This window comes from Shewanella sp. SR43-8, assembly GCF_014163775.1.
In the GTDB taxonomy this organism is placed as follows: domain Bacteria; phylum Pseudomonadota; class Gammaproteobacteria; order Enterobacterales; family Shewanellaceae; genus Shewanella; species Shewanella vesiculosa.
This window is the reverse complement of sequence record NZ_JACJDX010000007.1, coordinates 49,510-71,646: the sequence shown is the minus strand read 5'-3', so window position 1 is coordinate 71,646 and position 22,137 is coordinate 49,510. Positions and strand designations below refer to the sequence as shown.

The 22,137-nt window shown below is 41.5% G+C and carries 16 protein-coding genes; 10 read left to right on the top strand and 6 right to left on the bottom strand.

Translation table 11 applies throughout. The features are described 5' to 3' along the window. Window positions 1-27: 27 nt before the first annotated feature. Window positions 28-1,119, bottom strand: coding sequence for a 3-phosphoserine/phosphohydroxythreonine transaminase (gene serC / locus H5114_RS10370; protein WP_182722859.1), 1,092 nt, complete (start codon window positions 1,117-1,119; stop codon window positions 28-30). Between the two features lie 169 nt (window positions 1,120-1,288). Then, complete coding sequence (gyrA, locus tag H5114_RS10365) at window positions 1,289-4,024, bottom strand: DNA gyrase subunit A (RefSeq protein WP_182722858.1); 2,736 nt, start codon at window positions 4,022-4,024, stop codon at window positions 1,289-1,291. A 387-nt stretch (window positions 4,025-4,411) separates the two neighbouring features. Here gyrA and ubiG point away from each other — a divergent pair, with 387 nt between their 5' ends. The 5 genes from ubiG (at window position 4,412) to yfaE (ending at window position 10,354) form a co-directional block, all read left to right on the top strand. Then, a complete protein-coding gene (gene ubiG, locus H5114_RS10360) occupies window positions 4,412-5,134 on the top strand; it encodes a bifunctional 2-polyprenyl-6-hydroxyphenol methylase/3-demethylubiquinol 3-O-methyltransferase UbiG (protein WP_182722857.1) in 723 nt (240 codons plus the stop codon). A 127-nt stretch (window positions 5,135-5,261) separates the two neighbouring features. Beyond that, window positions 5,262-5,933: an HAD family hydrolase gene (locus H5114_RS10355; protein ID WP_182722856.1), complete on the top strand. Its 672-nt coding sequence runs from the start codon at window positions 5,262-5,264 to the stop codon at window positions 5,931-5,933. Window positions 5,934-6,475: 542 nt separating this feature from the next. Further along, window positions 6,476-8,764: a class 1a ribonucleoside-diphosphate reductase subunit alpha gene (gene nrdA, locus H5114_RS10350; protein WP_124014756.1), complete on the top strand. Its 2,289-nt coding sequence runs from the start codon at window positions 6,476-6,478 to the stop codon at window positions 8,762-8,764. 71 nt (window positions 8,765-8,835) lie between these two features. Continuing rightward, window positions 8,836-9,966 carry a class Ia ribonucleoside-diphosphate reductase subunit beta gene (gene nrdB / locus H5114_RS10345; protein WP_182697282.1) on the top strand — a complete coding sequence of 377 codons (1,131 nt, stop codon included), beginning with the start codon at window positions 8,836-8,838 and terminating at the stop codon, window positions 9,964-9,966. Further along, window positions 9,956-10,354, top strand: coding sequence for a class I ribonucleotide reductase maintenance protein YfaE (yfaE, locus tag H5114_RS10340; protein ID WP_182722855.1), 399 nt, complete (start codon window positions 9,956-9,958; stop codon window positions 10,352-10,354). Before nrdB ends, yfaE begins: the two co-directional genes overlap by 11 nt. Window positions 10,355-10,987: 633 nt before the next feature. Here yfaE and H5114_RS10335 read toward each other — a convergent pair. After that, window positions 10,988-11,656 (bottom strand): hypothetical protein, encoded by a 669-nt coding sequence (locus tag H5114_RS10335; RefSeq protein ID WP_182722975.1) that lies wholly within the window; start codon window positions 11,654-11,656, stop codon window positions 10,988-10,990. A 228-nt stretch (window positions 11,657-11,884) separates the two neighbouring features. Then, window positions 11,885-13,033 (bottom strand): BamA/TamA family outer membrane protein, encoded by a 1,149-nt coding sequence (locus H5114_RS10330; RefSeq protein ID WP_182722854.1) that lies wholly within the window; start codon window positions 13,031-13,033, stop codon window positions 11,885-11,887. Window positions 13,034-13,605: 572 nt separating this feature from the next. Here H5114_RS10330 and H5114_RS10325 point away from each other — a divergent pair. Together H5114_RS10325 and H5114_RS10320 are read left to right on the top strand one after the other, a co-directional pair. Then, the gene (locus tag H5114_RS10325; RefSeq protein ID WP_124014752.1) at window positions 13,606-14,469 is read left to right on the top strand and encodes a PA4780 family RIO1-like protein kinase; all 864 of its coding nucleotides are present in this window, start codon (window positions 13,606-13,608) and stop codon (window positions 14,467-14,469) included. 396 nt (window positions 14,470-14,865) lie between these two features. Next, window positions 14,866-15,189, top strand: coding sequence for a hypothetical protein (locus H5114_RS10320; RefSeq protein ID WP_182697280.1), 324 nt, complete (start codon window positions 14,866-14,868; stop codon window positions 15,187-15,189). Window positions 15,190-15,618: 429 nt separating this feature from the next. On the opposite strand, the gene H5114_RS10315 is transcribed toward H5114_RS10320, so the two are convergent. Continuing rightward, a complete protein-coding gene (locus tag H5114_RS10315) occupies window positions 15,619-15,909 on the bottom strand; it encodes a hypothetical protein (RefSeq protein ID WP_124014750.1) in 291 nt (96 codons plus the stop codon). 290 nt (window positions 15,910-16,199) lie between these two features. Here H5114_RS10315 and H5114_RS10310 point away from each other — a divergent pair, with 290 nt between their 5' ends. Both H5114_RS10310 and yghU read left to right on the top strand, forming a co-directional pair. After that, window positions 16,200-16,874 carry a haloacid dehalogenase type II gene (locus H5114_RS10310; RefSeq protein ID WP_220487558.1) on the top strand — a complete coding sequence of 225 codons (675 nt, stop codon included), beginning with the start codon at window positions 16,200-16,202 and terminating at the stop codon, window positions 16,872-16,874. A gap of 152 nt (window positions 16,875-17,026) precedes the next feature. After that, window positions 17,027-17,884 (top strand): glutathione-dependent disulfide-bond oxidoreductase, encoded by an 858-nt coding sequence (gene yghU, locus H5114_RS10305; RefSeq protein WP_182722853.1) that lies wholly within the window; start codon window positions 17,027-17,029, stop codon window positions 17,882-17,884. Window positions 17,885-18,025: 141 nt separating this feature from the next. Here yghU and H5114_RS10300 read toward each other — a convergent pair whose 3' ends face one another. Further along, window positions 18,026-20,041, bottom strand: a complete 2,016-nt coding sequence (locus H5114_RS10300; protein WP_182722852.1) for an FAD-dependent oxidoreductase — start codon at window positions 20,039-20,041, stop codon at window positions 18,026-18,028. A 163-nt stretch (window positions 20,042-20,204) separates the two neighbouring features. Between H5114_RS10300 and sppA the strand changes: the two genes are divergently transcribed. Then, window positions 20,205-22,049, top strand: coding sequence for a signal peptide peptidase SppA (gene sppA / locus H5114_RS10295; protein WP_124014746.1), 1,845 nt, complete (start codon window positions 20,205-20,207; stop codon window positions 22,047-22,049). Window positions 22,050-22,137 lie beyond the last annotated feature (88 nt).

Genomic DNA, 22,137 nt, shown 5'->3' with positions numbered 1-22,137 from the left:
GAGCTTACGTTAAATAAGCGGTTCGAATTAACTGTGCTTTACAGCAAAGTTATTCATAAAATCAACTAACGCTTGCACACCCGCTAACGGCATGGCGTTATAAATACTGGCACGCATACCACCAACAATACGGTGCCCTTTTAACGCGACTAAACCGGCCTGCTCTGCTTGGGCTAAAAACTCACTGTCTAAGGCATCGTTCACTAATTGAAAAGTAACGTTCATACGTGAACGATTTTGTGGCGCAACACCATTTTTATAAAATGGATTGTTGTCGATACACTCATACAGTAACTTCGCTTTTTGCTGGTTTATCTCTGCCATGGCACTCACGCCGCCATTAGCCTGCAACCAAGCAAATACTTCAGAAGCTAAATACCAGGCAAACGTTGGAGGGGTGTTAAACATTGAACCGTATTCAACCGCGACACGATAATCCATTATTGAAGACTGCGGCAAACTTGGTAATTTGAGCATATCGTCACGCACAATAACAATCGACAAACCCGATGGGCCGATGTTCTTTTGCGCGCCGGCATAAATAAGTCCGTATTTACTAACATCAATTTCATGCGACATGATAGTGGATGACAAGTCAGCAACTATCGGCCACGGACTAGTAAACTCTTCAAAAATTTCAATACCGTCAACGGTTTCGTTTGAGCAATAATGTACATAACGATAGTCTTTATCGATTGCATGTAAGTCAGGTAATGTCACTTGATTAAGGCCATTGACTTGCTCAACAATATTAATGCTGTCGATACTGTGCTCACCGGCTAGCTTCTGCGCTTCTGTTACCGCAGAAGATGACCATTGACCGCTGACCAAATACAGCGCCCGACCATTATCACCCAAGAAATTATTGACTACGTTAGAAAATTGCGCCCGGCCGCCACCATGCATAAACAACACATGATAGTTTTTAGGTATGTTCATTAACTTACGCAGTGTGACTTCTGCTTGTTCGGTCAGGGCAATAAACTCTTTACTGCGATGACTGATTTCCATCACGGAGACGCCAAGGCCATTCCAATCGATTAATTCCTGTTGTGCTTTTTGCATTACAGCTTGAGGTAACATAGCAGGACCCGCACAGAAATTATAAATCGCGCTCACAGACAACTCCTTGAATCAGTTTTTAATACACACATAAGACTATTAATACTAAGGACTTTAGCACCAGTTGAATAGACTTTTATCAGCCTATTTTGATGAATTATTTTCCGTAAAATAAAACGAGCGCCATAAGGCGCTCGTTATTGATGTTACAAAGTAAACGTTCAGGTTAGTCCTGTTCGTCGCTCTCTACATCACTTTGTCCGTCACTCTCTACGTCAGACTCAGTAGACTCAGCCGCATCAAGGTCAATAGCTTCACCTTCGATACTGTCCGCAGGTGAAATAACATTGCCTTCTGCGTCTAACAACTCTTCGGTTTGAATCTCTTCAATACGCTGCAAACCAACGACTTTCTCGTCTTCTGCGGTACGAATGATCGTCACACCTTGAGTGTTACGACCAATAATAGATACACCTTCTGCTGGAGTACGCACTAAGGTGCCTTTATTACTGATCAGCATAATTTCGTCAAAAGTACCTACTTGAACGGCACCAACAACTTCACCATTACGCTCACTGACTTTAATCGATACCACACCTTTAGTGCCACGGCTCTTCGCTGGGTATTCACTCAGCTCAGTACGCTTACCATAACCATTTTCGGTTACGGTTAAGATAGCGCCGTCACCTTTAGGCACAATTAACGACACCACTTTTTGGCCAGCATCGAGCTTAATACCACGAACACCCGTTGCAGTACGACCCATTGGGCGCAATGCAATCACTTCTTCGCCAGTTTCAGCATCAATCTTCACTTCACCGGTTTCAGAATCACGCGCTTTCTCATTAAAGCGAACCACTTTACCTTCGTTAGAGAACAACATAATGTCGTCACTACCTTCAGTAATATCAACGCCAATTAATTGGTCGCCGTCTTTTAGGTTCACAGCAATAATGCCGTTTGCACGAGGGTTACTGTACGCCGTTAATGCTGTTTTCTTAACGGTACCGTGTGCTGTAGCCATAATGATAAACTTATCATCAGCATACTCACGTACCGGTAGAATGGCAGTAATGTGCTCACCGTCAGAAAGTGGTAATAAGTTAACAATTGGACGACCACGAGCAGTACGACTGGCCAAAGGTAATTGATATACTTTTAACCAATACATTTTACCAAAGTCAGAGAAACACAAGATGGTGTCATGGGTGTTCGCCACCAATAACTTCTCAACAAAGTCTTCATCTTTTACTTTAGTTGCCGCTTTGCCTTTACCACCACGACGCTGCGCTTGGTAGTCGGACAATACTTGGTATTTTGCATAACCTAAGTGAGACAAGGTTACTACAACGTCTTCTTCATTGATTAAGTCTTCAAGACTCATATCAATTTCGTTAGCGTTGATAATCGTACGACGCTCATCACCGTATTGCTCAAGAATTTCTTCTAGCTCTTCTTTAATCACTTCCATCAAGCGTGATGGATTACGAAGAATGAATAACAGGCCTGCGATAAGTACTAATAGCTCTTCATACTCAGCTAAAATTTTATCGTGCTCAAGACCGGTTAAACGGTGTAAACGTAACTCTAGAATAGCTTGTGCTTGTTGCTCAGTTAAATAGTACTGACCATCGCGAATACCATACTCTGGCTCTAACCATTCTGGACGAGCTGCATCGTCACCCGCTTTTTCCAGCATGCCTTGTACATGGCCTAACTCCCAACCTTGTGCGACTAATTTAGCTTTAGCTTCAGCCGGTGTAGGCGAAGCTTTAATCAGTGCAATGATCGGATCGATGTTAGCCAGTGCAATAGCAAGTGCTTCAAGGATGTGGGCGCGTTCGCGGGCTTTGCGTAATTCAAATACTGTACGACGGGTAACTACTTCACGACGGTGAAGAATAAAACACTCCAGCATTTCTTTAAGGTTAAACAATTTAGGCTGACCATTGGTCAATGCCACCATGTTAATACCAAAAGAACACTGCATTTGTGTTTGAGCATATAAGTTGTTTAATACAACCTCACCCACTTCACCGCGTTTGATTTCAATAACAATACGCATACCGTCTTTATCAGACTCGTCGCGTAGGCCACTGATACCTTCTAATTTTTTATCTTTAACAAGTTCAGCGATTTTTTCAATCAAACGCGCCTTGTTAACTTGATATGGAATTTCATGAACAATAATACGTTCACGACCATTCTCTTCCGTTTCGATTTCCGCTTTAGAACGCATGATCGCGCGACCGCGGCCGGTGTTGTACGCATCAATAATACCTTTGCGGCCATTAATCGACGCTGCCGTTGGAAAATCTGGACCTGGAATGTATTCCATTAACTGTTCAATCGATAAACTTGGATCTTCGATTAACGCCAAACAGCCTTTGACCACTTCAGTTAAATTGTGTGGTGGAATATTGGTGGCCATACCAACCGCAATACCCGATGAACCGTTAATTAATAGGTTCGGTACGCGTGTTGGTAACACCGCAGGGATCATCTCAGTGCCATCGTAGTTAGGCACAAAATCCACAGTTTCTTTTTCAAGGTCGGCTAATAATGAATGCGCCAACTTTTGCATGCGGATTTCGGTATAACGCATCGCAGCTGCAGAGTCACCGTCGACAGAACCAAAGTTTCCTTGTCCATCAACTAAGGTGTAACGTAGCGAGAATGGTTGCGCCATACGTACAATAGTATCGTATACAGCTGTGTCACCATGTGGGTGATACTTACCAATTACGTCACCAACGACACGAGCGGATTTTTTATATGGTTTGTTCCAATCGTTTTTTAATTCGCTCATTGCGAACAAAACCCGACGGTGAACAGGTTTTAACCCATCACGAACGTCAGGCAATGCACGACCTACAATTACGCTCATGGCATAATCAAGGTAAGAATTCTTAAGTTCGTCTTCGATGTTAATTGGCGAAATAGATGATGCCAGATCAGTCATAAACTGCGCGTTCCTCTAAAGTGAGCTGACAATAAAACTTCCATATTATTATCTAGCTTAAAAACGTGATTTGGCATTCTAACACAGATAATTAATGTCGCCAGAACAAAGACCTGTCAAATGCTCTATGACTCTTAAAAATGATAAAAAAGCTAATATATTCAGCGAATTTATATTATTGGCACATGAATATAGGCTAATAAATAAGTCATAATCAAAGCCAATTTGCTGATGCTTTAAGCAGTTAAGAGCACAATTTTACAATTAAGCTGGCTTAAGTGGATGTTTTATGAGCAAGTGTGAACAAGCCAAGCCATTGTTGACTACTATTCACAAAGGTTATCGTTATAATAGCCATCATACTTTATTAGACACTTAGGTTAAGTTATGTCACACGCTGAACAATCGACACCCAATGTTGATCCGCAAGAGATCGCAAAATTTGAAGCCATGGCACAAACATGGTGGGATCTCAATGGCGAGTTCAAGCCATTGCACTTACTTAATCCACTGCGTTTAAACTACATTGATCAAACCGCTGGCGGTATTTTCGATAAGAAAGTGCTTGATGTCGGCTGTGGCGGTGGCATTTTGTCAGAAAGTATGGCTCGCCTGGGTGCACACGTTGATGGTATTGACATGGGAACTGAACCACTTGAAGTGGCAAAACTGCATGCATTAGATTCTGGGGTAGCGGTTAACTATCTTAAAACTACCGCCGAAGCACACCGCGATTCGCACCGCGAGCAATACGATGTAGTAACCTGTATGGAAATGCTTGAGCATGTACCGGATCCACAATCGGTAATTCAAGCATGTTGTGACATGGTAAAACCCAATGGTTTTGTATTTATCTCGACGATTAACCGCAATATGATGTCATACCTTAAAACCATAATCGGCGCTGAATATCTATTAAAAATGCTTCCAATTGGCACCCACGATCACAGTAAATTTATTCGCCCATCTGAACTGATGGCATTAGTCGATAACACCGATTTATTGTGCAGAGATGCATTAGGTATTACTTACAATCCTCTATCAGGTGTATTTAAGTACACCAAGAGTGTCGATGTTAACTATATGATAGCCACACAAAAAATAGATTAGCCAGCCTATGTTTTTCACTGTTGCAACAGTGAAAAACATAAATGAAGCCCAATAGCGTTATGTTATACCGCTAACGCTATTAAAGGCTGCGTGGATTTACTGCCATTTCTCTGTGAGGAGCTAACTCTTGCATATGCACGACATTAAAGGGGTACTGTTCGATTTAGACGGTACCTTAGCCGACACCGCACCTGATTTAGTCCAAGCATTAAATTTGAGTTTAGACGAAGCCGGTTTTAAGGTTCAAACGCTCGAAACCATGCGTCATGCGGCTTCACATGGCAGTTTATATTTGGTCAAGACCGCTATTCCACAGGCAGATGAACACGTTCAACTTGATATTCAACAAGCACTACTGCACCATTATGCACGCATTAATGGCGATCACAGCCGTTTGTTCGACGATTTACCCGAACTCTTAACCCTATTAGATTCCCAAGCCATTCCCTACGGTGTCGTCACCAATAAGCCAGCTCGATTTGCTCGGCCATTAATACAAAAGCTGGGCTTAACCGATAAACTGAAAACCATGATCAGCGGCGATAGTACCTGTCACGCTAAACCTCATACTGCGCCGATGTTATTAGCCGCTCAACAAATAGCCATCGCACCTCAAAGTATTTTATACCTAGGCGATGCTGAGCGTGATTTAGTCGCCGCTCGCAACGCAAGTATGATAGGTGGCATTGCCTTATGGGGCTATTTATCACCCAGCGACACACCGAATACATGGCCAGCAACATGCCAATTTGAACATGGTGCAGCATTAAAACACTTTTTTACTCCGTCGTCTTTTTGAGATCGATTCATCAAAAATACACCTCTGAATGCATCATTGGCTAAAGATTATGCTGACAATCACTTACCGATCAAAAGCCCTAAAAGATCAATCTAAAATTGAGGGTAAATTTTCGATCGCTGTTTATTTTAGCGATCAAAACTTTCTTATTTGATGGTTGAAAAAATATCATTTATAAAAAACACGTTATAAATTTGGGCTCTAGGGTTAGCTGTCACTAACCCTGCCGTTTATCCTCAAGTTATCCACAAGAAGTTAATATAATTGTGGCTTGCAAAAAAACTCAAACCTCACTATCTTGTATCTTAGATTTTAAATAACACCATATCTTGTGTGTGGCCGACAATCAAAACACTACTCCACAGCATAACGAGGAGATAGATGTTAACTGAACGTATTGGTGGTTTACTGCCATGTTGTGAGTACCTTCAAGTTGATTGTTTTAACATGGAATTGTTTTGTAACGGGTTCAGATCGAACCCAGCAGCACTGCATCCAACAACAGATCACATGATTAGATATAGAACCAAGGCCTCTCTTCAATGAATAGCAATATGACAGTCACTAAACGCAGTGGCGAACGTGAATCGATCGATTTAGATAAAATTCATCGCGTGATCACTTGGGCAGCCAAGGGATTAAAAAACGTCTCAGTATCTGAAGTAGAACTTCGATCTCATCTGCAGTTTTTTGATGGCATTCCAACTGAAGCCATTCATGAAACGATCATTAAGGCCGCGGCTGACTTGATCTCTCCTGAGTCACCTGATTACCAATTTGTGGCAGCCCGCTTAGCGGTATTCCACTTACGTAAAAAAGCGTTTGGCCAATTTGAACCGCCTAAGCTATTCGATCATGTCACCAAGTTAGTTGAAATTGGTAAATATGACATGCACATCATGGCGGATTACAGCCGTGAAGAGTTAGATATCCTTGATGGCTATATTGATCACTGGCGTGACATGAATTTCTCTTACGCCGCAGTCAAGCAGCTAGAGGGTAAATACCTGGTTCAAAACCGTGTGACTCACGAAGTATATGAAAGCGCACAGTTTTTATACATTTTAGTCGCAGCGTGTTTGTTTGCTCGTTATCCAAAAGAAATCCGTTTGAAGTACATTAAAGACTTCTATGACGCGACATCTTTATTTAAGATTTCACTTCCAACGCCAATCATGGCGGGTGTTCGTACACCGACACGTCAATTCAGCTCATGTGTACTCATCGAGTGTGATGACAGCCTAGACTCAATCAATGCTACGGCATCGTCTATTGTTAAATACGTGAGCCAACGTGCAGGTATTGGTATTAATGCAGGCCGTATTCGTGCTTTAGGTAGCCCTATTCGTGGCGGTGAAGCATTCCACACCGGTTGTTTACCGTTTTATAAGTATTTCCAAACAGCGGTTAAGTCTTGTTCCCAAGGCGGAGTCCGTGGTGGTGCAGCAACACTGTTCTACCCGTTATGGCATCTAGAAGTTGAATCACTGCTAGTACTGAAAAATAATCGTGGTGTTGAAGACAACCGTGTGCGTCATCTTGATTACGGCGTGCAGCTAAACAAATTAATGTACCAACGTTTAATCAAAGGCGACTACATTAGCTTATTTAGTCCATCTGATGTGCCTGGCCTTTACGATGCTTTCTTTGAAGACCAAGTCGAATTTGAACGTTTATACCTGCAGTATGAACAAGACAGCAGCATACGTAAAAAGCAGATCAAAGCAGTTGAATTGTTTTCACTGATGATGCAAGAACGTGCCTCTACTGGCCGTATCTATATTCAAAACGTCGACCATTGCAATACGCACAGTCCATTTGACTCTAAAGTAGCACCGATTAAGCAATCTAACTTATGTTTAGAAATTGCCTTGCCGACTAAACCGTTAACTAACATTGACGATCCAGACGGTGAAATCGCCTTATGTACTTTATCAGCGCTTAACTTAGGTGCGATTAAGGATTTATCTGAACTTGAGCCTTTAGCAGATTTAGCTGTGCGTGCATTAGATAACTTACTTGATTATCAAGATTACCCAATCAAAGCCGCGCAAACCAGCTCAATGAATCGCCGTACTTTAGGTATTGGTGTGATTAACTTTGCCAACTATTTGGCTAAAAATGGTAAAAAGTACTCTGACGGTTCAGCAAATAACCTGACTCATAAAACCTTTGAAGCGATTCAGTTCTATTTACTCAAAGCGTCAATGAACTTAGCTAAAGAGCAAGGTGCATGTCCGTTATTCCACGAGACAACTTATTCGAAAGGTATTTTACCTATCGACACCTATAAGCGCGATTTAGATAAAATTTGTGACGAACCATTGCACATGGATTGGGAAGGTTTACGTAGCGATATTAAACAGTACGGCTTACGTAACTCGACCTTGTCTGCATTAATGCCTTCTGAGACTTCATCGCAAATTTCAAATGCGACTAATGGTATTGAGCCTCCACGTGGATTGATCAGCGTTAAGGCCAGTAAAGACGGGCAGTTAAAGCAAGTAGTACCAGACTTTGAGTTGCTTAAAGACAAGTATGAACTGCTGTGGAATATGCCAAACAATGATGGTTATATCCAGCTTGTTGGTTTAATGCAGAAGTTTATCGATCAAGCGATTTCAGCCAATACCAATTATGACCCAAGCCGTTTTGAAGGCGGTCGTGTACCAATGCAAACCTTGCTTAAAGACCTGTTAAGTGTCTACAAGCTAGGGATTAAAACATTGTATTATCATAACACTCGCGACGGTGCTTCTGATCAATTTGACGACATTATTGCTGTCGAAGAAGAAGACGATGGCTGCGGTGGCGGTGCGTGTAAAATTTAATCTTCACTTTATGTATATTTAGCGGGGGTCTTCCCCGCTTTTGGAAAATGCGTTTTCAGGACACCTAAATAATGGCTTACTCAACATTTTGTCAAATACCTAACGATTCGACCAAAGAACCTATGTTTTTCGGTCAATCCGTGAATGTGGCACGCTACGATCAGCAAAAATATGAAATTTTTGAAAAACTGATTGAAAAGCAATTAAGTTTCTTCTGGCGCCCAGAAGAAGTTGATGTCAGTCGCGACAAAATTGATTTCGGTGATTTACCTGACCATGAAAAACATATTTTTCTGTCAAACCTTAAATACCAAACCTTGCTCGACTCAATTCAAGGGCGTTCACCTAACGTAGCGTTTTTACCGTTAGTATCGCTACCTGAATTAGAAACCTGGATTGAAACCTGGTCATTTTCTGAAACGATTCACTCGCGTTCGTACACTCATATTATTCGTAATATTGTTAACAATCCTTCTGTGGTGTTTGACGATATTGTGCAAAATGATGAAATTTTAAAGCGTGCCGGTGATATTGCGGCTTATTACGATGATTTAATTCACCTTACCCAGATTAATAACCTGTTAGGTGAAGGCACTCATGTGATCGACGGCAAAGAAATTACCGTTAACTCACGCATACTGAAAAAGTCATTATATTTGTGCATGATGTCGGTTAATGCTTTAGAAGCGATTCGTTTCTATGTCAGTTTTGCATGTTCATTTGCTTTTGCTGAGCGTCGCGTCATGGAAGGAAATGCTAAAATCATTCGCCTGATTGCCCGTGATGAAGCCTTGCACCTTAACGGTACGCAACACATATTAAGCTTAATGCAAGGCGGCAAAGACGATCCTGAAATGGCCGAGATTGCAGCTGAATGTAAGCAAGAAGCCTACGACTTATTTGTCAAAGCGGCAGAACAAGAAAAAGCATGGGCCAAGTATTTATTTAAAGACGGATCAATGATTGGTCTTAACGAACAGATTTTGTGCCAGTATGTTGAATTTATTACTAATCAGCGGATGAAGTCGGTACATTTACCGCAGCCATACGAAGAATCGTCAAATCCTCTTCCGTGGATGAAAAACTGGTTAGAAAGTGATGCAGTACAGGTTGCCCCACAAGAAGTTGAAGTGTCTTCATACCTTGTAGGACAAATTGATTCTTCTGTTGATGGCGATGAGTTTTTAGATTTTGACCTATAAAACATTTTTCAAAAAAGCGCCTATTGTAAGCTTGAAAGGACAGCCGGTTATTTTATTTGACGGCCAACACTCAAGCTTACTAGAAGCGCTTGAAGCGAAAAAAGTAAAAGTATTTTCAGAGTGCCGCAACGGTTTTTGCGGCGCCTGTAAAACCACAGTCATATCTGGAGAAGTCAGCTACCTCTCCAAACCTCTGGCAGAGCTTAAGTCTAACGAATGTCTGCCCTGCTGCTGTGTGCCTGAAAGCGATTTAAACCTCAAATTATCCACTGAGGGCGTACAAATTGTGGCTAAACGTCAATATGCGGCGGAAAATAGTAGCCATAAACAGACAACAGCATTAACCCAGCAGTTACAGATAACCCCAAAATTAGCTCACGAAGGTTAATCGATAAATTACTCTGTACGGTTTCTTGTATTTCAGTTGATCTGTTCAGTTAAGCGACTTCAGCAAATATCTTGCAGTAAATGGATTGCAGCGGCTGTATTGACCTTTACATACAAAGGTTAGGATTACGGCTTAACTGTTGGGATTTAACTATTGAGGTTTAACCTAATCGCTGATATTCAGGGCGAGAATGAATAGTATTTATTTACCCAACAGAATCTAAGCCTTCCAGCACTAATACTAATCTAATGCTAATCTAATCTTAACCTCAGTTATCTCCATAACAGCAGATCGCGGTGTATTTTAACGCCGCTAACACTATCCTCTTAAGCACATATGTCTCTTCGTCAGCTTAGTTATATTTAGCAGCAACACTGTCTATTTAACCTGAACTCGGGATAAGCATTGGACAAGAAAAGCCTGAAGGAGTGATGTTAAATACGATAGGCAAAAAGCGGATTGTAGCGCGACTGATATACCTAACGTCAGCTTAACCCTATGACTAACACTGATAACTGAAACTGAATCGCCATAATATGGAGCATGAAGGGATCAATAAGCGTCATTTAAGCTTGTTATCGGTGACAACAAGCTATTCAGAGGACATCGCTTATCACCTCTTTACGTTAGCGATTAACTATTGCTCAAAGCGTCGCAAGATGACACGTAACTGTCTAACTCAATATTCCCTTGTAAAATAATCCCATGGTAATGTGCTTTTACCAGTTGATAATCTATGCTCGGCGCAAAATAGTAAGTCACCTCTTCCGCCCCAGTTTGTTCAACGGGTATAAGTTGTAATTCTCCCCAGGGTGCGATGTTAGAGGTGAGTGTGTCTTTAACATAGTACTGATAGGATTCAACCGCATCAGAGGCTTGTCTTATCAGCGCAAATTGCTGTCGCCCGTTGAGTAAATACTCACGAATTTGAATGGCTAGAGTATCAACATCTCTGAGCGGTATTCTATTTGATTGGTAATGGCTGACTTCACCATCAACATCAACACGAGAGCCGAGACCGTGATTTTCTAGAGTGACTTGCATGTCTCGGGCACGAAAGCCGGTCACTTGTTGATGAAACTTATGCGTTAGCCATTCATGAGTGGAATTTGACCAAGATAACTCAGTGCGCTGCTGGTATTGAGTGCCAATACCTAAAATACTGGCTTTACTTGTTGAGGTAATAACGGCTGATTTACCCTGCCAGTTCTCGGTGCGGGTCATGTTGCCCATGTGCAGACCACTGAGAAAAATAGAGTAACTAAAGTTTCGCTGACACTCTTGCTCAACCTCAGCGGCCATGGCACTGCTACTGTGCAGCAATCCACTTGAAAAACCGAGAATCATCAGTACTCTCGTTGCCGCTAAACAAGCTGTGGTTGATACATTAATATGACAACACCTTGTCAGTATCGGTCTTATTGGTGCCATTGATGTTACTAGAAAAAGCATTTCGGGTTTCTTTTCCTTTAAAAATAGGAATCGCATGAAGGCCTTATAAGCAATAATAAGACCTTAGGAAATATCGACTTAAAAAACTTCATTTACATTTAAGTAGAAGTTAGTGTCATTCTCCCCCACCCCAACGTCAAAACGTAAATTAATATTGTCTTTAATTTTAAAGCGGAATCCAGTGCCGTAGGCGGTTAATAGAGTATCCGTTAAATCACTGACTTTAGGCGCAACACTGCCGACCGAGCCCCAAAATACCATGCCATAGCGCTGAAATATTGGTAATCGATATTCAACCTGTCCCATCATCATTTGCTCATCGCGATATCGGCCTCTAATGTAACCGCGCATCGCATCTGAACCGCCAAGGTCAGGTAAAAGATTCCACGGCACGTCACCACTGGTAAGGTGACCTTGAACTTGCCAAGCGATTAATCCAGGTGTTGTCCCTAAATCGATATAATTCGCTAATTCAATATTATAGGTAGAAAACGAATCGAATTGGTCATTTTGATATAATCCAGCATCCAGCTGAAACAACCAACCTTTTGTGGCATTCAAACGATAATCTCTTGAGTCATAAATACTGGTGATCACAACACCTGAGCTAAAATTATCTGGCAAAAGGCTATTTGCATCAACAGGGGCTTGGGTGGCAACTAATTCTAGACTGTCTGCTGTGGTATAAATAAAATCAGCACCTACGCCAATAAAATAGTTATCGGCGACTTCGGTCATCCAGCGCGGTTTAAAACTATACAGTTGTTCTTTGAATTCGTGATGATTAAGGTCTTGATCGCCTTGTTCAATCCCAACACCATAATACACTGCTGCTTCATTGTGCAGCTCTAAATCAAGCAGCAATCGCTGCTTACCTTGATTTAAAAACGTCATGTTCTCGACTGTAACGCCATAGGATTGATTCATTGATGCAAACGAGTTCAATACTAATGATGAGGGCTGCTCTTCACTGGATGCATTATCGGTTTTATATAACCCCACCATTAATAGCCCTACACCAAACTTCTTCTCTGGGGTGTAATAAGCCGTAGGCAAATAGCTCATATCAATGGCTTTAGTGTCATCAAACTCACCATCGGCACCAAACACAGACAAAATATTATCAATCCATGTGGGTTGCATGTCTTTGGGGGTTTCAAAAAGAGGTTCAACTGCGTTGGCGGCGTTAGAAAAAATAAATAGTGCTAAAAGTAAGGTCCGTTTCATAAAAACTCTATTAAATGTAAAAAGAATTAGGCTTGCATGATGACTTCCATGCCAATGATTGAATCAAGCTTGTGTTAGTTGGCTCCATAATACTGAGTGGTAAAAGCTGTTGTCGATACAATGGTTTCAAATTCAATAACGATCAAATCTTCAAGTATTATCCTCGCTATCACTCAATACTAACTGAATAAAAACTGAAGCCTTACTGAATATAACGCTTATTTGAGTCAGAATTTAACCATTATCTCTTCCTCAAGCATCACTGTAGACATACTCTATTTGGCATCATTTACGTCAATGATACCACTAGTGTTCATAATGCCTGCTAATATAGCATATTCAGTGGTTAATATTGATGATAACTCCGAGCTCAGCCGATGGGACTCACTCGGGGGAAATGTATAACATCAGCTATATTTAAGTGGGTTGCTACAGGATTTTGATTCATTAGACAAGAGTATACAAACGACAAATTCAGTAATATATGCCTCATTTAATCAGTGATCCATCTGCAAGTAAAAATTATTTCCTTAGATATATCATCCAGCGCGCAAGTAAGGTATAACGACGCTATGAAAACGCCTATACGATTACAACCACTGGTTGACGATGGTCTCGTCGATGAAGTGATAAGCCAACTCATGAGTGGCAAAGAAGCTACGGTCTATATGATCAGATGTGGCGATGCGATCCGCTGCGCGAAAGTGTATAAGGAAGCCACTAAACGCAGCTTTAAAAAAGCAGCACAATATCAAGAAGGTCGAAAAACCAAAAACAGTCGTCGTGGTCGAGCCATGGAAAAAGGCTCTAAATACGGTCGAGAAGAACAAGAAAAAGCCTGGCAAAATGCCGAGGTCGACGCATTATACAAATGCGCGGCGGCTAAAATTAGAGTACCTGTGCCTTATGGCTGCTTTGATGGTGTGCTATTAATGGAGTTGATCACCAATATTCATGGTGATGTTGCACCGCGATTAAACGACGTAACACAGATGAGTGTCGAGCAAGCACAAAGCCAGCATTACATTATGATGGGTTATGTTGTGCGTATGCTATGTGCGGGTATTGTGCATGGCGATTTGTCTGAGTTTAACGTGCTGGTCGACAAGGATGGTCCAGTGATCATTGACTTGCCTCAAGCTGTTGATGCCTCAGCCAACAATAATGCCAAAGCAATGTTATTTCGTGATGTGAATAATATGACTGACTATTATTCACAATTTGCTCCAGAATTAGCCGCGACAAAATACGCTAAAGAAATGTGGGCCTTGTATGAACAAGGTGAATTAACACCCGAAACACAGCTAACCGGTTTGTTTGAAGAAGACACCACAGCCGCTGATGTCGATTCTGTATTAGAAGAAATCAACGCTGCTTTTGAAGAAGCTCAAGAAAGACGCGAGCGCATGAGCGAAGCGAACAACGACGAGTATTAAATCGATAGTTCATTCATGTGAATACCTAGGGAGACGTACGGACAAATTATCGAAGCTTTTATAGAAGATATAGTCTGGTTAATGTCTCCCTATTCTTTAGCCCTAATGAAAACGCAGAATCACGTACGCCCCCCTTGTTAATTAAGCAGCAAGTTGTGTAAATATAAACGCTAGCTGCCTAAACTCTTCCGATTTGTGCAACCATAGCTAATCCTATTACGAACAAATACAATAATGTCCTTAATGGCTAAATCAGATCCTTTTTAGCCATAGTCAGCAGAGAACCTTACCCTTGGCACACAGGCAAAATAATCAATTTAACCGCCTTACATAACCTTACTTTAATCATGGTTAATTGGGCGTATAATAAGATTGAAAGTTAACAAGGAGAATATTATGAATAGCTATGTTGTATCAGTATTACTCGTTTGTCTTACTACTTCTTTGCCTGTTACTGCTATTGGAAATGAAAATGGAGCCATGAGAATGTCTCAGATGCCTGTATTTTCCGATTTTGATAAGAATCAAGACAAATTGATATCTGAAGAGGAATTTGTGCAATTTCAAAAAGCACGGCAAGAGTTGCATCAATCTGAAGGGCGCATGTTAAAAAATGCCTCACGTGATGGTATGTTTGAACGTATCGATTTGGATCACAATAAGTTTATTGATGCTGAAGAGTTTCAATCTCATCGTGAAATGATGAGAAAGTCTAAATAATCTCTGCTCGGGATAATAATCAATGTCACTTTAGAGAGGTCATCAACATCACCTCTCTTTTTAAATACACGACACGAGAGCACATGAGATTTAGCCATCTCAATCAGCATAATAGAACGTCTATCTCCCCCCTTTCCAATCAAACACCATTCAAACTTCGCTTTATCGGGCTTATGCTTTGCGCAGTTCTCTGTACAGCCCTAGAGATCAATTGGCCAGTGAAAATAATATCACTATATTGTCGACGTTTTTATACGCTTGTGATGATTTTATCCCGAACAAACATCGCCTCGGCCCTTTGGCTTATCAATGTTGACTATGTGTAGGTAAATGGCTAAAACACTGGGTCACACAGTCTCAGGTACTCATTGCTGCGTCGAATATCATAGCCTCAACATCACGAACTATCACCAAGCTAAAATGGATAAATTATTCTGCCGCGACAAGCTTGCTTTTAAACACGCCATAAAAGGCAATACAGGCACCAGCAAAACCTAAGAAAGAACACACCAGACGATAGTCATTGTTGTCGATAAAGAAATTAGCCACACTGAATACCAATAAAATCAATAAACCAATATTTTTGGTCATCATCATTTTAGGCTCAAACATCAGCCATTGTTCGCATTTAGGGCATTGTGTTTCAACGCCATGTTTACCTTTGCGTACTTGTTTAAGTGCCTTGCGGGCAAACACACCCTGACAACGAGGACATTCCATTTCAGATCACCTTTAATGATTTTTAATCAATATAATACAATGAATTAACTTAGTATCAAAGCTTATCATTCAACCCAATTTCTGATAAGTATAACAAACACCTTTAATTATTTATTAATTTTAACGAACGCTCAAAATCATATTTGAACGAATGTTACAGTTAGTTTATAGTCAAGGGAACTTGGGTATCATTAGCAAAATAAACACCGCATAGATGTGGATATTAACAACCTAGCTTGGCTACTTACTCAGAGCTTCAGCATTGACCATACACTCACAGAGCAATAATCATGAATAAAGTCATTGGATTTGATGTTTATGGCACCTTAGTGGATCCGCTAGAGATGGGCCAACATCTGCAACAACTGATTGGCGATAAAGCGCTAGAGTTTGCGCAACTGTGGCACGATAAAAAAGTCGAGTATGCGTTCCGTCGCGGATTAATGCAGCAATATGCAGATTTTGCAGTTTGTACTCAACAAGCACTGCAATATTGTTTGACGGTTTACAACCTTACCCTCACAGCAAGTGCACAACAGCAACTGCTGGCAAAATTTAGTCAACTATCGGCCTTTGAGGATGTTATTGTTGGCCTAGCATTACTGCGCAATCAAGGCCATACCCTAGTCGCATTTTCAAATGGTCCAGAACTAGCCGTGCGCAATTTAATGCATAATGCTGGCGTGTTACCTCAATTACATGATGTCATCAGCGTGGACGACCTACAGACCTTTAAACCTAATCCTGCGGTTTACCATTATTTAATCAACCGCACTCAAACTGATCCCACTCATTGTTGGATGGTATCGAGCAATCCCTGGGATGTTATTGGTGCAAAAGCTGCTGGACTTAACACAGCTTGGATCCAACGCGACAGTAAAAAAGTATTTGATCCCTGGGGCATTGAGCCTGACTTAACCGTCAGCAATTTAATCGAATTAAGTGAACAGTTAGAAGCCAGGTAATAAATAATTAACATGTTGCATTTAAACAATAAAAGCATAACTCATACGCGTTGATGCTAATACATTATAGCGATACACGCTACACTCATAATATTGTGCTAAGCGCATTATAAATTTACATAACCTGCTTTCAGGTTGTACAAGGATATTTTATGACTAACCAATATACTCCACCTAAAGTTTGGCAAAATAATACCAATGGAGCTAACAAGTGGGCGAGTATTAATAGCCCTGAGTCAGGTGCTAGATTCGATAAACAACTGCCTGTCGGTAAGCATTCTTTACAACTCTATTCCCTTGGTACACCCAACGGGCAAAAAGTAACTATTCTGTTAGAAGAGTTACTTGCATTAGGCATTAAAGAAGCGGAATACGATGCTTATCTGATTAACATCGGAGAAAAAGATCAATTTTCGTCAGGGTTCGTTGCAGTCAATCCAAACTCAAAAATTCCTGCTTTATTGGATAAATCTGCTGATGAAGATGTGACAGTGTTTGAATCAGCTTCAATTTTGGTTCATCTAGCAGAGAAATTTGACCAATTCCTGCCTAAAGATGGCAAAGCCAGAACGCAAACATTTAACTGGCTGTTCTGGGCCCAAGGCTCTGCCCCATTCCTTGGCGGGGGTTTTGGTCATTTTTACGCTTATGCCGATGAAAAGCAGGAATACCCGATTAACCGTTTTGCAATGGAAGTGAAACGCCAATTAGATGTGTTGGATAAACAACTGGCAAGTAACACCTTTGTGGCCGGTGAAGAATACACCATTGCAGACATCGCCATATGGCCTTGGTATGGCAACTTAGTCTTAGGTAATTTATACAGTGCCGCAGAGTTTTTAGATGTTGCTAGCTATAAAAATGTAACTCGTTGGGCTAATGAAGTATTAGCGCGCCCGGCTGTTCAACGTGGCAAAATAGTTAACACTTCATGGGGCGAACCATGGGAAATGTTACCAAATCGTCACAGCGCAGCAGACATTGATGCCGTATTAGCATTAAAGCCTTAATCGAAGCCCACAAATAACAGCTGATGAGCTAACCTCGTCAGCGTATTAAAAAGCCTTCTGCAACACAGAAGGCTTTTTATTTAATTCACGTTATGAAAGTGCTCTCAATGCAATCAGGTAAATACTCGCATTTCACAATGATTAGATGCTCATGGCAAGCTCAGCGCCTTGACGGATAGCCCGTTTAGCGTCTAATTCTGCAGCTACATCTACCCCGCCAATTAAGTGCACTGGCAAGCCACTGCTCTTCATTTCATCAACCAGACTGAGATTAGACATTTGTCCTGCACACAACACCACGTTATCAACAGCCAGAATTTCAGATTGTTCGCCGACTTTAATGTGCAGCCCTTGCTCATCAAACTTTTCGTAGCTTACACCGGTTTTCATGTGAACCTGATGCTGTTTTAACACACTACGATGGATCCAGCCGGTTGTTTTACCTAAGCCTTTACCCATTTTGGTGGTTTTACGTTGCAATAAATACACTTCACGACCAGGGACATGTTCAGCTTCTGCAGTTAATCCGCCAGCGTGTTGATAGGTCTTATCAATGCCCCACTGCTTTAACCATTTATCGGGTTGCAAGGTGCTCGATTCTAATTCACATAAGAAATGCGCCATGTCAAAACCGATACCGCCAGCACCAATTAGCGCTACGGTTTTACCAATCTCAACTTGGCCAGTTAATACTTGTTGATAATCGACCACTTTAGGATTATCAAAACCCGGTAGTTTTAAAGCGCGAGGGACAACACCTGAAGCAATGACCACTTCATCGAATTTCTCAGTAGCTAATACCGCTGCATCTAATTTAGTGTTAAGACGTAATTCAACCTTATGCAGCCTAATTTGATTCATAAAGTATCGAATGGTTTCGTTAAACTCTTCTTTACCCGGTATTTTACGGGCCAAATTAAACTGACCACCGACCTCTGACTTGGCTTCAAATAATACGACCTCATGACCACGAGACGCAGCATAAACAGAGAAAGCCATACCTGCAGGGCCCGCCCCCATAACAGCAATGCGCTTTTTATGGGTGGTAGGTAGAAAATTAATTTCGGTTTCATAACAAGCGCGAGGATTAACTAAACAGGTTGCTCGTTTCATCGAAAAGGTATGGTCCAAACACGCCTGATTACAACCAATGCAAGTATTAATCAATTCAGGGGTATTGGCAGCAGCTTTATTCACAAACTCAGCATCAGCTAAAAATGGTCGGGCCATTGACACCATGTCAGCTTGACCCGAGGCAATAATTGCCTCGCCAATTTCTGGGGTATTAATTCGGTTCGTGGCGATTAACGGTATTTTGACTTCTTGTTTGAGTTTTTCAGTCACCCAAGAGAATGCACCACGCGGCACACTGGTCGAAATTGTCGGAACACGCGCTTCATGCCAACCGATGCCAGTATTAATAATACTCACGCCCGCTTGTTCAAGGGATTTGGCCAGCTGTACCACTTCGTCCCAGGTTGAGCCATTGTCGACTAAGTCGAGCATCGATAAGCGGAACACAATAATAAAATCACTGCCGACCTTGTGTCGAATAGCATTGACGATTTCAATCGGGAATTTAACCCGATTTTCATAACTGCCGCCCCATTCATCACTGCGTTTATTGGTACGCGAACTGATAAATTGATTGATTAGATACCCTTCAGAGCCCATCACTTCAACACCATCATAACCGGCTTTTTTTGCCAAGGCGGCACTGGTTGCGTAATCCTTAATGGTTGAGCGCACTTGGCGTGCAGACATCGCTGAAGGAGTAAAAGGGGTAATAGGTGATTTAACTTTGCTCGGCGCTAAACTAAAAGGATGATAACTGTAACGGCCCGCATGCAAAATTTGCATACAGATTTTACCGCCCGCTTCATGCACGGCATCGGTGACGATTTTATGTTTACCGACTTGCCAAGAAAAGCTTAATTGACAAGCATGTGGCGCAAGACGGCCGCGCAAATTAGGTGCGATACCGCCGGTAACGATTAACCCTACGCCACCTTGAGCACGCTCTTTATAAAAAGCTGCCAGTTTCTCAAATCCGCCTTTTTCTTCTTCTAAACCCGTGTGCATTGAGCCCATCAACACGCGGTTTTTCAGCTTTGTAAAGCCGAGATCTAAAGGTTCTAATAAGTGTGGAAACGACATTCAAACATCCTTTTTAAACAAGTGATTTAAATCAGCATACCCTGACAGTAAATTTTGCTCAATCATTTAAACGATCCCTTGTTAAAAACCTTTACAATTGAATTTCACATTTATATTGATTTTCAGTTAGGATGACTACATTAGACTGATAAAGGAGTGGCAAATGTCCGCTAAACCCTCGTTTTTAAAAAGGATGTTTTTACTGTTATGGAATACAGTAAACGGTATCCGCAAGTTAATCATCAACATCATATTTTTTGGTTTGTTGGCCGTCATCGCTGTGGTATTGCTCAATAGCGAAGATGAGATTGTCATCGAAGATCAAACAGCTTTAGTACTAAACTTATCTGGCAGCATAGTCGATCAAAAACATTATGTTGATCCGATTGAAATGGCATTAAAACAGGGACAAGCTAATGATCCCGAAGGTGAAATGTTATTAGCAGATATTCTTTATACTATTAATAACGCCACTGAAGATAAACGTATCAATAGCATAGTGTTGGATTTGGCCAATCTTCAAGATGCTGGCATCAGTAAAATGACCGCCATAGGTGAAGCATTAAATCAGTTTAAAGCGGCTGATAAGTCGGTGATAGCCATGGCCAATGGCTATGATCAAAACCAATACTTTTTAGCCAGCTTTGCAGATAAAATATACCTTAATAACCAAGGTATGGTGTCGCTTGATGGGTTAAGTCGTTACCGTTTATATTACAAAGCGGCATTGGACAAGTTGAAAATTACGACTCATGTATTCAGAGTTGGTACGTTTAAATCTGCTGTAGAACCCTTTATCCGTGATGATATGTCTGATGCGGATAAACAAGCCAGCAAGGTATTACTAAATGATATTTGGCAGAGCTACTCAACCATTGTGGCCAGTAACCGTCAAATTGCCCCCGACCAATTAGTGTTAACCACTGATGAGTACTTGGCTCAGCTTGATAAAGCTGAAGGTGACAGTGCTAAAATGGCTATAAACATGAAATGGGTCGACGAGCTGGTTTCTGCAGATGCATTTCGCGTTGCCATGATTGAGCGTGTGGGTAGTGATAAAGAAGGTAAAAACTTTAAACAAATTAGTTTTAATGACTACCGCAAATTAACGGCGCCAATGCCTCAATTTATTGAGCATGACTCTGTAGCGGTTATCGTTGCCAAAGGTACCATCCTTAACGGTAAACAACCTGCTGGACAAATTGGTGGCGAAAGTACCTCTGCACTGCTGATGAAAGCTCGCTTTGACGACAAAGTCAAAGCCGTCGTACTGAGAGTTGATAGCCCTGGCGGCAGTGCATTTGCCTCAGAGCAAATTCGTCAAGAAGTGTTAGCGCTAAAAGCGGCAGGTAAACCTGTAGTGGTAAGCATGGGTAGCTTAGCGGCTTCTGGTGGCTATTGGATATCAGCCAGTGCCGATTATATTGTCGCAACCCCAACTACCCTAACCGGTTCGATTGGTATTTTTGGTATGTTTGCTACATTTGAACAAGCACTGAGCCATTTTGGGGTGACCTCTGATGGCGTGGCAACCTCTGAATGGGCTGGATTGTCGCCGGTTCGGGAACTAAGCCCTCAAGTTGCAGCGGTAATTCAACGCCATATTGAACGTGGTTATCATGAGTTTATCTCTCTTGTGGCTACAGAGCGTCATATGACGCTTGAGCAAGTTGACGAAATTGCTCAAGGCCGTGTTTGGACAGGTAAACGCGCATTAACCTTAGGTCTAGTTGATGAGCTAGGTGACATGGATATTGCATTAGCCAAAGCGGCTGATTTAGCTAAAATGGACAAATTTGATGTGAAAGTGATTGAACAAGAACTCAGCGCTGAACAACAAATTATGCAGCAATTCATGGGGGCTGTGGCCGCTTATGTACCAGACAGCGTTCGTCAGACCAGCATAGTTGAAAAGTTTGTCAGTCAGTGGGCTGGTGCATTTGAAACATTGTCAATGTTTGATGATCCTAACCATGCTTATTTGTATTGCGAAAACTGTAATTATTAACCTATTGCATCACCGTAATATGAAGATTATTCAAAAAAAGCCTGCCTAGCAGGCTTTTTTATTGGGGATCGTTAAATAAGCTCGTATA